Below are 14,539 nucleotides of genomic sequence, written 5' to 3' on the forward strand. Positions count from 1 at the left end.
AAATATGAAATTCATTAAAATACTTTTTGTATTATTTCTAACTACATTTGTGAGTAAAGCACAAGAAAAATTAGAATACCAAAAGCCGAGTAAAGAAATTCTAGAATTGGTAGATGTATCTTTAGCTCCAATAGTTAGAACAGACTCAAAAGGAGAAAACTTTATTTTTCTGTATAGGGACAATTACAAAACTATCTCTGAGTTATCAGAAAAAGAAATGCGTTTGGCTGGATTGCGAATTAATCCAAAGACTAATATCTCTAGTCGTGCTAATTATGTAAATAATATAAAAGTTAAAAAACTTTCTGATAAAGAAGCCGTACAAGTTAAAGGGTTACCTCAAAATCCAAGAATTACTAATTTCAACTGGTCTCCTGATCAAACTAAAATTGCATTTACCAATACGACAGAAAATGGAGTTCAATTATGGATTTTGGATGTTTTAAAAAGAGAGGTAAATAAAATTACAGATGCAAATTTAAATGCCAACATGCGTTCTCCATTTAAATGGTTTAGAGACAACTCTGCTTTATTGGTAAAATTTATTCCTTCTTCTAAAAAGCCTTTAATAAATACAGATAATGTGGTTCCGAAAGGCCCTACTATTACTGTTAGTGACGGAAAGAAGGCACAAAATAGAACATATCAAGATTTACTAAAAAACACAAATGATGAGTTTAATTTCGAACAACTAGCTAATTCCGAAATTAAAAAAGTAAGTCTAAATGGAACGATAGAAGACTGGGGAGAAACAGCTATGTATAGTGACTTTTCTTTTTCTCCTAATGGTGAATATGTGCTAGTCACGGAAGTACAGAAACCTTTTTCTTATTTAGTTCCATACAGAAGATTTCCTCAAGAAACAAAGCTTTACAAAAATACAGGAGAAGTTATAAAAACAATAAACAAAATGCCTCTTATCGAGGTTCTTCCAAAAGGTTTCATGTCCACCAGAACGGGTAAGCGTTCTATGACATGGCGCGAAGATCAACCAGCGACATTAATATGGGCAGAGGCCTTAGACAAAGGAGATCCAAGCGTTAAAGTAGACTACAGGGATGAAATCTTTCAGCTCAAAGCTCCTTTTAATAGCAATCCAGTACCTATTCTAAAAACCATAAATCGTTTTGGTGGAATTGATTGGACAAGCGAAAGTAATCTTGCGATTGCATATGACTATTGGTGGAATACAAGGAATACTAAAGCTTATGCTTTTAACCCTTCCAAACCAGATCAAAAACCAAACATTATTTATGACAGAAACTATCAAGACAGATATAATGACCCTGGGGAACCAGTTGCTACAAAAAATTCGTATGGTTATTCTGTTATCAATATAGAAAATAACAATATGTATCTAATTGGTGATGGGCATACCAAAGATGGACAATTTCCTTTTATAGATAAGTTTGATATCGAGTCAAATAAAACTACTCGTCTTTACCAGTCAAAATATACCGACAAAGTGGAAAACATTTATAAAGCCATCGATATTAAAAAGGGAGAATTTTTAGTAAGAATAGAATCTCCAACAGAGTATCCCAATTATTACCTTAGAAATATTAACAAAGAACAAAGTTTAAAACAAATAACTGCTTTCAAAAATCCTTTTACCAGCCTTCAGAATGTGCATAAAGAAGTAATCAAGTATACTAGAGAGGATGGTTTAGAATTATCGGGCACACTTTATTTACCCGTTGGTTATGATAAAGTAAAAAAAGAAAAAATGCCGATGATTATTTGGGCGTATCCTGTAGAATTCAAAGATAAAAATAGTGCTTCTCAATCTACTTCAAACCCAAATGAGTTTACCTATCCGTTTTGGGGTTCTATGCTATATTGGGTAACAAAAGGATACGTTGTATTAGATGATGCTTCATTTCCAATTGTAGGCGAAGGAGATGAAGAACCAAATGATTCTTTCAGGAAACAATTAGTTGCAAATGGTAAAGCTGCTATCGATGCTGTTGATAAGTTAGGCTATATTGACAGGGATCGTGTAGCTGTAGGAGGGCATTCTTATGGAGCTTTTATGACAGCTAATCTGCTATCTCATTCAAATTTGTTTGCTGCTGGTATTGCAAGAAGTGGAGCCTACAATAGAACCTTAACCCCTTTCGGCTTTCAAAGTGAAGAAAGAAGTTATTGGGAAGCGCCCAACATTTATTATTCGATGTCTCCGTTTATGCACGCCGATAAAATGAAAACACCTTTACTACTTATTCATGGTAATGCCGATAACAATTCAGGTACTTATCCTCTTCAAAGTGAACGATATTTTAATGCCTTAAAAGGATTAGGAGCAACGACGCGATTGGTTATGCTTCCAAAAGAAAGTCATGGGTATCGTGCCAAAGAATCTATACTTCATTTATTATGGGAACAAGATCAGTGGTTAGAAAAATATGTAAAAAATAAGAAAAAAGTTCAACAACAAGGAACTCATTAAAGAGGTTGTTAACTACCAGTAAAAAACAGTCTGATCTAAGCCTGTTTTTTTTATCCCAATAGGTTTTTGGAAATAATATTTCTTAAATCATTCTTATCCAGAGGTTTATTTATTATGTCATTCATCCCTATAGACATACATTCTTCCTTCACTTCGCTTAGCTCTGAGGCCGTAAGAGCAATAATAGGAGTAGTTTGATCAAATTCTCGTATTCTCTTTGTTGCTTCTACTCCATTAAGATAGGGCATATTAAGATCCATAAGAATAAGATCAAAGTCTTCTTTTTGAACCATTTGCAAAGCGTTAAAGCCATTCTCTACTATAGTACACTCGTATCCTATTAGGTCTAAAAGATTTTTGGTAACGATCTGATTTATCTTATTATCCTCGGCAACCAAAATTCTTCTAAATTTTTGATTGATACCACTATTTTCAGGATTTAACTCGTTTTCTCCCTTTTCATCAATTATTTCTAGGGTAAGATCAAAATGGAACTTTGTTCCTCTACCTTCTTTACTATCTAGGTGGATTTCACTATCCATCATTTCGAGAAGGTTTTTTACAATCGATAATCCTAAACCAGTACCCTCGGACTTATTAAATTCTCTACCAACCTGAGAGAACTTTTCAAAAACGAATTCTTTTTTATCCTCTGGTATTCCTACTCCATTATCTTCAACTTCATATCTAATTGTTATTTCATCTTTTTCTAAGGAAAGGATCTTTATCCTAAGCCAAATTTTTCCGTTTTCTGTAAACTTTGTAGAGTTACCTATCAAATTGATCAAAACTTCGGATAACTTAAGTGAATCAACACTAAGTACTCCGGGAAGCTCTTTTTGAATATCTAGTATAAGCTCGTTGCTCTTGCTCTTTGCCTGATACTCAAAGGAATGTAAAAGATTGCGCGAAAGCTCAATTAAGTTGGTAGGTGTTTTTGTTAATTTCTCGGTATTAGATTCTATCTTGCTTATTTTCAAAACTTTATTAATAAGATCGAGCAAATAATCACCAGAAAACTTAAGAGAGTTAAGTAGTTTCTTATGTTTTTCTTGAATATCTTGCTCTTCTAACAATAATGTTGTTATTCCTACTACACCATACAGTGGAGTTCTAAGCTCATGACTAACAGTAGAAATAAATTGCGACTTAATATTAGTAAGCTTTTCTGCTTCGGTCTTTGCTTCTTGTAATTCTTCATTTTTTTCTTTTAAAACAGCACTTAACTTTTTCTTTGATTGATACCCCCTATAAAAGAAAAATATGCCTGCCAATAATAAAACCAAACTAATGGAAATAATATTGATCACCATATTACTTCTGGCAATTTTGGCTAGATACTCTTTTTCCTTTTTAGTAGCATCCAATTGTCGTTGAAAATCATCCAGGCTGAAATTAGCTTTTGCAATCTCGACCTGTTTTATCTTTTCTTCATCTAAAAGCTTATCTCGATAAAACAGATACTTTTTTATACTATAAAAAGCAGAATCTGTATTGCCTACTTTTTGAAAAGCTTCAGATTTGGCTTTGTAGGTGTCGGTAAGCACAGATATTATTTCTAAACTTTCTACCGCTTTAATAACCTCATTAAACAGTTGATTCGCTTTTTCAATTTCATTTTTTCCTGCATAATATCGTCCCAGCAAATATTTGATATCATTTATTGCTACTATTCTCCCTATTTCTTCTAACTCTTGAGCCAACTTTTGAGCCTCTAATAAATAAGGGTAAGCCAAATCATACTTTTCTTCGTCTATATATGTCCAACCTAAGTTCAATATAGGCCCCAGTTTTTCAGTTTTTATATTGCTTTTTTCTACAATTTCCAGGGACTTATTATAATAAAATGTACCTTTTTCTAGGTTCTTATAACCTTCAGAATATACATTTCCTAATCCATTTAAACTTCTTATTATCCAAAGCGAATCCTTTGCTAATTCAGCATATTTAAGCGCTTCGTTATAGTGAAATTCAGAATTACTAAAGTCTTGTATTACTTCATAATTACAAGCCATAAAGTAATGTCCTCGACTTATATCGACGTTACTATTTATCTCATGAGCATATTTGATTACTTTGGTGGTATGGTCCAAAGATTCCTTAATATTAAAATCTGCAAGTAGTTTCCTGGACTTTTGAACGAGTTCCTCGATGCTGTCTGTAGCATGTTTTGTCAACTGTTCTTGTCCATTAATGAAGAATCCTGAAAACAGAAAAGAGAATAAAAATAATATTATATGTAAGGCCCTCAAATTATAAATCTGTATCTATATTCGATAAAAAAATCGAATATTCTATTACTAAAAATTTATACCCCCAAATACATGAGAACTTGTAATCAAGGGATTAAAATAGGGAAAAAATAATAAAAAAGCATTTAAAACTATATCGATATCTCTTATAGTGTTATACTTACTTTATGATTTTGGTTTAGAAGAAACAATATAAATTCCAAGGATTACAATCCCCGCACCAGTTATTTGAATGAGCGATAAATTCTCATCCAAAAATAAATAAGCTAGTATAATTGTTGAAAAGGGTCCCAAACTAGCAATAATTGAAAAATTAGACGCCCCAATTTTGGCAATAGATGCAGATACAAGATAAGATGGTATTATCGTAGAGAAAACTGCCATTACCAGGCAAATTATATAAAGCTCTAAAGGATATCCCAGAATATCACCCCTATCAAAAATCAAATATTGCAGGATTATGCACATTGAAGAGACAATCATAGCATAAGATGTAAATACAACTACCCCAAATTTCGGAATTAGCCAACCACTTCCTACGATATAAATAGCATACGTTAAAGCACTTAAGAAGATTAGGAAACCACCTAAATAGAGGTTTTGAGAATCTAACCTTACCTCTCCCCAAAAGGTAATAACCACCCCAATATATGTTAACATCATAGCCATGAGTTGACGTTGAGAAATCTTATCTTTAAGAAAAATTCTTGAAATTATGATAACTAAGGTTGGGTACAAAAACAAAATAATTCGTTCTAATCCTGCCTTAATATACTGTAAGCCTAAAAAATCAAAATAGCTTGCCAGGTAATACCCAATAAATCCAAAAAAAACTATCCACAAGTAGTCTCTATAAGTTGTCTTTACAGTGGTATCTCGTTTACTAAATACAGCTATTACAAGATAAAAAGGTAATGAAAATAACATCCTAAATAACAACAAATGTTCAGAACTGATAGTATACCTGTATGCTAACTTTACTAAAACAGCTTTTGCTGAAAATAAAACTATACCTGTTATGGCAAAAATAATTCCGTAAGTGGATAATTTTTTATTCTGCATATCCCGAAAATAGATATTCGTATTTTTTGAAACACGTTACGCCAATCCAAATTACGACACCCAATAAAAAAACCTCCTTAAATAAATCAATAAGGAGGTCATTTAAATAAATTAATAATCTTATTACTTTATACGTTAAATAAGAAGTGCATTACATCACCATCATTAACAATGTATCCTTTACCTTCTACACCAAGTTTTCCAGCTTCTCTTGCCTTAGACTCACTACCATATGTTATAAAATCGTTGTATTTTATCACTTCTGCCCTAATAAATCCTTTTTCAAAATCTGTGTGTATCACGCCTGCTGCTTGAGGTGCTGTGGCCCCAATAGTAACAGTCCATGCTCTTACTTCTTTCTCGCCTGCCGTGAAATAAGTCTGCTGGTTTAATAGTTTATAAGCGGCACGTATCAATACAGAAGCTCCAGGTTCTTCTAACCCCATATCTTGCAAAAACATTTGACGTTCTTCATAATCATCCAACTCTGTAATATCTGCTTCTGTTCCAACTGCCAAAACTATAACCTCTGCATTTTCAGAAGCCACAGTTTCTTTGACCTTGGTTACATAGTCATTTCCGTTTACCGCAGATCCTTCATCTACGTTACAAACGTATAATACAGGTTTATCGGTAATAAGTTGCAATGGTTTAACATATGCAAAATGATCGTCTTCTGAAAAATCTATCGCTCTTATAGAAACCCCGGCCTCAAGACCTTCTTTCAATTTCAATAGAATAGCTTCTTCTTTTTGTGCCTCTTTGTTTCCTGTTTTTGCGGCCCTTTTAACTTTATCAAGTTTTTTCTCTACACTTTCAAGATCCTTTAATTGCAGTTCGATATCAATAGTTTCTTTATCCCGTATAGGATCTACAGAGCCATCAACATGAACAACATTATCATTATCAAAACAACGCAGCACATGTATTATAGCATCAGTTTCTCGAATATTCCCCAAAAACTGATTTCCAAGTCCTTCACCTTTACTAGCTCCTTTAACCAATCCGGCTATATCTACAATTTCTACCGTGGCTGGGATTACACGCTCCGGATTAACTAACTCTTCTAGCTTTTCAAGTCTTGGATCCGGAACATTTACAACGCCAATATTTGGTTCAATTGTACAGAACGGAAAGTTTGCACTTTGTGCCTTAGCATTAGACAAACAATTGAATAAGGTTGATTTCCCTACATTAGGTAATCCTACGATTCCTGCTTTCATAATAATTGCAATAAAGTTTTCGAGACCGAAATAAACGGGGCTCAATTTTAAGAGTGCAAAGATAATGGTATTAACTTGTACAATACAAATGGATATCCATTAAGATTGAACAAAAACAACAAGATCTTACATTTCTAAAAATCAATCACTTTAGTTGTTTTTTCATTTTTTTGTAATTTTACACCTCAATAAATAAACACAATGAGAACTAGTAAAATTCTAACTACAGTACTTTGCTTGGGTTATGCTACTGTTGCATTGGCCCAATCTGATGAAGTGAATTCAAAAGAAAATTCTTCTAAAGAAACGGTTACCAAGATTATTAGAATCAAAGGAGCTAATGGTGAAGAAAAAGTGATCAAAAAACAAGAAGTAATTACCAAAAAAAGTAAGATTGAACTAAATCCCGGCGATGAGGATAAAACAAATCAATCGGCTACTTATACTGATGCCGAGGTGCAAGTTCAAAAATCACATTCTTCAACTGCAGGTGATTCATATACATTGATATCAGATGGTAAAGGGTATCGAATTACGTTTCTTAGTAAATCTGGAAACAAAACTTCAAAAGCAAGACCCGTAAGCAGTGGCTACTATATTGTTAATCTGGGCGAAAAAGATAATTGTCTTGGTCATTTTGATAAAGAAAAAAATTTCGTTTTGGAAAGATATGACTCCAAAACAGACAAAGTGATTACTACAGTATATAAAGCCAACTAAACTGACAGAAATAATTAAAAATCTAAGAACCAGGTATTTTGCCTGGTTTTTTCTTTTAACAAAATCTCGTTCATAACATTTCTTCTTTATTACATGTATAATTACATATAAATATCAATTACTTAAGAATATCAGATAAATATTAAAAACACACCGAGAACCTTTAGTTTTTTTACATAAAATTTAAAAAAAATCAAAAGAGTTTGTTAAAATATAATGAGACAAAAGTCCTTTTTAAATATATTTAAGGTATTAATCATCTTAAATAAACATTCTTTACATGAAAAAACTCACATTAATCTTATTCGTATTAATTACGGGTGTATGCTATGCACAACAGACCGTAACGGGTGTAGTTAAAGACCCAGATGGCTCTCCATTACCAGGGGTTAATATTGTTATTAAAGGAACTAACGAAGGGACAACTACAGATTTTGATGGTAAATACAGTATCGTGGTCTCTCCTGAAAATACTTTAGTCTATAGCTATATTGGGTTTAACAACAAAGAAATACTTGTACAAGGGCAGGTAACTATTGATGTAAAACTAACTAGCGGTGCACAGCTTGAAGAGATTGTATTAGTAGGATCCAGAAGCGCAAAAAGAACGGAAACTGATACTCCTGTAGCCATAGATATCATAGATATGCAGGAAGTAATAACCAAAAGTGGTAAAATTGAGATTAATGAGCTCTTGCAATATACAGCTCCTTCTTTTAATGCAAACAAACAATCTGGATCTGACGGTGCAGACCATATAGACCCTGCTTCATTAAGAGGTCTTGGACCAGATCAGACTTTGGTTCTAATAAATGGTAAAAGAAGACATTCTTCTTCATTAATAAATATTTTTGGTACTCGAGGAAGAGGAAATTCGGGAACAGATCTTAATGCTATTCCAGCAACTGCAATTAAAAGAATAGAAGTCCTAAGAGATGGTGCAGCGGCACAATATGGTTCTGATGCTATTGCGGGTGTAATTAATATTGTCTTAAAAGATAATGTTAATAAATTTTCAGGAGGTATTAGTTATGGCGCTTATAATACTAATGCCAAAGGAGATTTTCCTGCCGGGACTCCTAATACAGATGGAAATAGATTGGATACCGAAAATGATGGCAACCGTATTGCCGATGACCAAAATTTTGATGGTGGTTCTGTAAAAGTTACTGCCAATTATGGAGTTGAAATTGGAGAAGAAGGCTATGCCAATCTTACGACTGAGTTCCTTAGTAAAAACAAAACACTTAGACCTGGGTTTGATTTTAGACGAGGCTTTGGAGAAGCCGCAATAGATGGTTTTAACTTTTTTGCCAATGCCGCAGTTCCCATCTCAGAGAAAACACAGCTCTATGCATTTGGAGGAAGAAACTATAGAGATACCGATGCTTTTGCCTTTACGCGTAATGATGGCGAACGTGTGGTTACTTCTATTTTTCCAAACGGTTTTACACCAAGGATAACATCCAATATTATTGATAATTCTGTTTCAGCCGGCATACGAACAGAAACTCAAAATCGATGGAGAATTGATTTTAATAATACCTGGGGTAAAAATAACTTTCATTATTTTATCCAAGGAACCTTAAATGCTTCTCTACAAGAATCTTCTCCAACAGATTTTGATGCAGGGGGGCACAGTTTAAGTCAAAACACCACAAGCTTGGACTTTTCTAAATACTACCCAAATACCTTGCAAGGGTTCAATATTGCTTTTGGAACGGAGTATCGCACAGAAAACTTTGAGATTTTTGCAGGCGAAGAAGGTTCTTATGCTACATATGATGTTAATGGATTGCCAATTATAGACCCCGCAAATCAAACACAACCTACTGACCCTATCTCTGGAGAATTACGTCCAGGAGGATCTCAAGGTTTCCCTGGATATAGTCCCGCCAATGAAGTAGATAGGTCTAGAACCAATTTCTCAGTCTATGCCGACGCAGAACTGGACTTTACTAATAGTTTTTTACTAAGTGCAGCTGCAAGATTTGAAAATTATAGTGATTTTGGTAGTACTATTAACGGAAAACTAGCATTTAGACTTAAAGCTACACAGGATATTAATATTCGCGGATCGATAAGCACCGGGTTTAGGGCTCCTTCTTTGGCACAAATATATTATAACTTAAGATTTACAGATTTTCAAGGTGGTGTAGCCACAGAAACCTTGTTATCACCAAATAACAGCCCAGTAACGGCTTCTTTCGGAATAGAACAATTAGAAGAAGAAACCGCTGTAAATGCTGCACTAGGTGCAACCGCAAAATTCGGTGCTTTTACTGCAACTATAGATGGGTACTTTATTAATGTGAAAGATAGAATAGTTCTTACGGGTACATTTGATGCTCCCCAGATACCCAATGTAAATGAGGCACAATTTTTTGCCAATGGCGTTGATACCGAAACCGTAGGACTAGACATTATACTTTCCTGGAAAGAAAGCTATAATTTTGGTGATCTATCGGCTACCCTAGCGGGAAACATCAATAATATGTATATCAAAGAAGTAAAGAATGGAGACCTCGATGAAGCCACCTTCTTTGGTGAAAGAGAAAAAGCTTTTTTACTTGCTTCTGCACCAGATAGTAAATTTGCCTTCAATGCAAATTATAGCAAAGAAAAATTTAATGCAGGTATTGGTTTAACACATTTTAGCGAGATCGTTTTAATTGATTTTGCAGATACCGAAGATGTGTATGGTGCAAAAATTACAGCAGATCTTAATCTTGGGTATAAGCTATCGCAAAACTTAAAACTCACTGTTGGGGGAAATAATATCTTCAACGAATACCCAGATCAACAAGATGATGGAGAAACCGAAGCAGGAGGATACTGGGATGCGGTTCAAATGGGATTTAGCGGAGCTTATTACTATGCTCGACTAGATTTCAATTTCTAATACTCAGGCAATATTTTTAATAAAAACGTCATATTTAGATATATGACGTTTTTTTATGGTTATCAATATCAAATTCTATCTTAAATGTATCTTATAATTTTTATTAAATCAGGTTTACGTGTAATTTTGTCAAACAATTAGGACAAACCAATTCATGAAAGAATTAACACGTTATTTTTATTACTTTTTTATTGAGAGAGGTTTTTCAGAAAACCTTTCAGAATATTTAAACCTTGTAATCGGAACATCTATACTCGTTGCTGTACTTTTTATAGTTCATTTTATTACCAAAAAAGTATTCATCTCGATTTTTAAAGCCTATGCTTCAAGATCCAAAAATACATTTGATGATTATCTGGTAAAAAATAAAACCTTTAATCATCTGGCGCATATAATTCCTTTGTCTATGGTAATTTGGATTTTACCCGAATTGTTTATTGCATTTCCAACCACAGAAAAGTATCTGGAACTACTATTTGATATCATGGCCATTGTATTGGTCATTTGGATTTTAAGAAGCATTTTAAGAACATTCAGAGATTTTCTGAAATCACTAGAATCTTTCAAGGACAAACCTATTGATAGTTATGTACAGGTATTCATGATTTTTGTTTGGTCAATCGGAGCTATTTTAGTATTCTCTTCGATAACTGGGAAATCAATTTGGACTTTCCTTACGGCTCTTGGGGCTATGTCTGCCGTTATTTTGTTGATTTTTAAGGATACAATTTTAGGTTTTGTGGCCAGTATCCAGGTAGCGGTAAATGATACTGTACGCATTGGAGACTGGATTACAATGGAAAAATATGGAGCCGATGGCGATGTAGTAGAAATTAATTTATCCTCTGTAAAAGTGCAGAATTTTGATAAAACTATTACTACCATTCCAACGTATCACTTAATATCAGAATCTTTTAGAAATTGGAGAGGAATGATGGATTCTGGTGGAAGAAGAATTAAAAGATCACTACTCATCAAAACATCTAGTATTTCTTTTTTATCAAAAGAAGATATCAAGCGACTAGAGAGTATAGAACTTATCAAAGACTATCTGAAAATCGCTCAATCCAAAATAGACTCTTTTAATACAGAACATAATATAGACAAAAACATATTAATTAATGGTAGAAACCTTTCAAACATGGGGGTTTTTAGGGTATATGTAGAGTCCTATCTTGAAAATCACCCGTACATCAATAAAGAGATGACTATAATGAGTCGACAATTGGCACCTACTGCACAGGGAACACCATTAGAAATTTACGCCTTTAGCAATGACAAAGTGTGGAAAAACTATGAAAAAATTGTGGCCGACATTTTTGATCATTTGTTATCGGCAATCCCCTATTTTAATCTTGAAGTATTTGAATTAGATTATTCACCAGAAAATTAACCCATCTCAAAAAAAAAACAAATTTTATGAACACCAGTTTCAGAATTATAAGTTACCTAGAAGGAATTTCGTACCTGTTGATTCTTTTTGTGACTATGCCCCTAAAATATCTTTTCGAGTCGCCACAACCTAACAAAGTAATTGGTATGGCTCATGGTTTTTTATTTTTGGCCTATATTGTTTTCGCATTTGTTATCAAACCAGAAAAACATTGGAACAACAAGACCTTAGGTATTGTACTTTTATGCTCTATAATACCATTTGGGACATTTTGGATGGACAAAAAATATCTTAAGGATTAAAGATAAAAACTACCTCTTACTCAAAAAAACGCCTATTCTGGATACTCAATCCTAAGGTGGTAGATGTTCGTTAGTTTTCGCTTAAATACCTTTTTAATTTGTTGTATTTCTTTAAAAGTGATATTGGCATTGATAAATTGACCATCTTCCATTTGCTTAGTAATAATCTTTTCAACAAAAGTATCGATTAAGCTACTGGTTGGATTTTTTAAACTTTTTGAAGCTGCCTCTACACTATCACTCATCATCAAAATTGCCGTTTCTTTTGAAAAAGGTTTAGGTCCGGGGTATTGAAAGTCTTCAACATTTACATTTTCATTACTTTCCTTTTCCTTTGAATAAAAATAGTAGACAGTACTTGTACCATGATGTGTTCTAATAAAATCAATGACACGATCAGGTAATTTGTACTTCTTTGCAATTTCTACTCCCCTAATCACATGATTAATAATGATCCTGGCACTTTCTTTTGGTGATAATACATCGTGAGCATTACCCGAGGCCGATTGATTCTCTGTAAAATATGTAGGATTAATCATTTTACCAATATCATGATATAAAGCACCTACTCTAACCAACATAGCATTGGCTCCTATTTCGTTGGCCGCGGCTTCAGCTATATTCGCCACATTTAAGGAATGATGAAATGTCCCTGGAGCTTTATTTGATAGTTCTTTTAATAAGACAGAATTTGTATCACTAAGCTCTAGTAAAGATACATCAGAAATTAAACCAAAAATCTTTTCGTATGCATAAATTAATGGATGTACGATAAGTGTCGCAAATCCACTAATCACAAATAAAATTACCGTAGTTACATCTATGTTACTTATACTTCCTTCATGAATAAGGTGAAAAGCAATATATGCTATAATATAGATTATAGTAATCTGACCTACCGAAACAAAAAGATTTGCTCTTTTAAATGATTCTGATATAGTGAGAATAGTAACAATCCCCGCTATAATTTGTAAAAATGTATATTCATAACTATTGGGGACTACAAAACCAAGAATTAAAACCGTAATTACATGCGTAAACATTCCCAGTCTGGAATCAAAAAATGCCTTCAATACTAGAGGAAGAATACATAATGGAACTACGTAAATATACTCAGACCTATATTTCACAACCAATGTCGTAACCAATACCATAAAAATGATATTGAAAAAAATAAAAGTTACCTGGGTATTATTTTCATAAATATCCTTGCGATATTTTCTAACGAACAAAAGGAGCATCATCAACGCAAGAGAAACAAGTAAACAATACCCCAAAACAATCCAGTAGAAATTTTTATCACTCCAGACCTGGGACTCATATTCTGCCTTTAACGAATTAAGAATTTGCAATGTATCCCCTTCTACAACTTCACCTTTGGCAATAATTCTACTCCCTTTGGTAACACCGCCTCTTGAGGTAAGTACTTTGCCAAGTTCGGTTTCTAATGTACTTTGAGTAAGTTTGTCATTCAACCTCACATTGGGTTTAACCAAATCAAAAAATAAAGCTACAAATCCACTTTTAAACTTAACATATTCGCTTTTGTCAATCCTTGAATTAATAAGCCTTGTTACTTCATTAGAAGTAAGAATCTGTCCATACGTAATGGCTTCAGCCTCATTTCCTTTATTCAGGAATATTTGTCTTTTATCTCCATAAGAATAGGTTTCCTGAAGAACACCATATCGATAAATATCATTTAATAAAATTCTACCAAAAAGCTTTGCTTGATCACGAGTACTACTTTGGTTAAGAGTTTTCAGATTACTTATAAAAGCTTCCTCATAAGCTTCTTTGGCAGTATTGGCTACAATAGTATCATACTCGAAATAAGGAATTATATTATCGGTAATTCGCTTTTTTTCCGTTTCAATTTCCTGTTGCGTCTTGGCAATAGCAAAATCAAAAGGGGCATATAAATTCTCATATTGCCAGGGTTTACCCTTTATAAATTCGTATTTAAAAATTCCTCCTTTCGGAAATAAATACACAATAAGTGCAGCAGTACATATAAAAAGAAAAACCTTATATATTGTGGATTTCTTCTTATAAAATTTATCTAAAAATCTTTTCAAAACAATTAATATAAGTTTATCAAAAGTAGTAAATCAAACTTAGAAGTACATGGTAAGATTCTATAATTAAGAATTATAACCTAGCATATGATAACTCTTAGCTGTTTACTGTTATTTTATCCTTTAAAAATCCTTAAATTCGCACAAACAATACACAC

Annotated in this window: 9 protein-coding genes; 5 read left to right on the forward strand and 4 right to left on the reverse strand. The window is 33.2% G+C overall.

All coding sequences use genetic code 11. The features are described 5' to 3' along the window. The first annotated feature begins 4 nt into the window (after positions 1 to 4). Positions 5 to 2,449 carry an alpha/beta hydrolase family protein gene (locus U6A24_RS14660; protein ID WP_324180742.1) on the forward strand — a complete coding sequence of 815 codons (2,445 nt, stop codon included), beginning with the start codon at positions 5 to 7 and terminating at the stop codon, positions 2,447 to 2,449. A gap of 50 nt (positions 2,450 to 2,499) precedes the next feature. Here U6A24_RS14660 and U6A24_RS14665 read toward each other — a convergent pair whose 3' ends face one another. The 3 genes from U6A24_RS14665 to ychF form a co-directional block, all read right to left on the reverse strand. Then, entirely contained in the window at positions 2,500 to 4,701 is a 2,202-nt protein-coding gene (locus U6A24_RS14665) for a tetratricopeptide repeat-containing hybrid sensor histidine kinase/response regulator (protein ID WP_324180743.1), read from the reverse strand. A 165-nt stretch (positions 4,702 to 4,866) separates the two neighbouring features. After that, the gene (locus U6A24_RS14670) at positions 4,867 to 5,763 is read right to left on the reverse strand and encodes a DMT family transporter (RefSeq protein ID WP_324180744.1); all 897 of its coding nucleotides are present in this window, start codon (positions 5,761 to 5,763) and stop codon (positions 4,867 to 4,869) included. A 128-nt stretch (positions 5,764 to 5,891) separates the two neighbouring features. Beyond that, positions 5,892 to 6,986: a redox-regulated ATPase YchF gene (gene ychF, locus U6A24_RS14675; protein ID WP_324180745.1), complete on the reverse strand. Its 1,095-nt coding sequence runs from the start codon at positions 6,984 to 6,986 to the stop codon at positions 5,892 to 5,894. Between the two features lie 201 nt (positions 6,987 to 7,187). On the opposite strand from ychF, the gene U6A24_RS14680 reads away from it, so the two are divergent. The 4 genes from U6A24_RS14680 to U6A24_RS14695 all read left to right on the forward strand — a co-directional run bounded on the left by U6A24_RS14680 (position 7,188) and on the right by U6A24_RS14695 (position 12,303). Beyond that, the gene (locus U6A24_RS14680) at positions 7,188 to 7,706 is read left to right on the forward strand and encodes a hypothetical protein (RefSeq protein ID WP_324180746.1); all 519 of its coding nucleotides are present in this window, start codon (positions 7,188 to 7,190) and stop codon (positions 7,704 to 7,706) included. A gap of 280 nt (positions 7,707 to 7,986) precedes the next feature. Beyond that, the gene (locus tag U6A24_RS14685; protein ID WP_324180747.1) at positions 7,987 to 10,608 is read left to right on the forward strand and encodes a TonB-dependent receptor; all 2,622 of its coding nucleotides are present in this window, start codon (positions 7,987 to 7,989) and stop codon (positions 10,606 to 10,608) included. Positions 10,609 to 10,762: 154 nt separating this feature from the next. Continuing rightward, positions 10,763 to 12,001, forward strand: a complete 1,239-nt coding sequence (locus U6A24_RS14690; RefSeq protein WP_324180748.1) for a mechanosensitive ion channel family protein — start codon at positions 10,763 to 10,765, stop codon at positions 11,999 to 12,001. A gap of 26 nt (positions 12,002 to 12,027) precedes the next feature. Continuing rightward, positions 12,028 to 12,303 carry a DUF3817 domain-containing protein gene (locus tag U6A24_RS14695; RefSeq protein ID WP_324180749.1) on the forward strand — a complete coding sequence of 92 codons (276 nt, stop codon included), beginning with the start codon at positions 12,028 to 12,030 and terminating at the stop codon, positions 12,301 to 12,303. A gap of 32 nt (positions 12,304 to 12,335) precedes the next feature. Here U6A24_RS14695 and U6A24_RS14700 read toward each other — a convergent pair whose 3' ends face one another. Then, a complete protein-coding gene (locus tag U6A24_RS14700) occupies positions 12,336 to 14,381 on the reverse strand; it encodes an HD family phosphohydrolase (protein ID WP_324180750.1) in 2,046 nt (681 codons plus the stop codon). Positions 14,382 to 14,539 lie beyond the last annotated feature (158 nt).

This window comes from Aquimarina gracilis (assembly GCF_035285365.1).
GTDB lineage: Bacteria > Bacteroidota > Bacteroidia > Flavobacteriales > Flavobacteriaceae > Aquimarina > Aquimarina gracilis.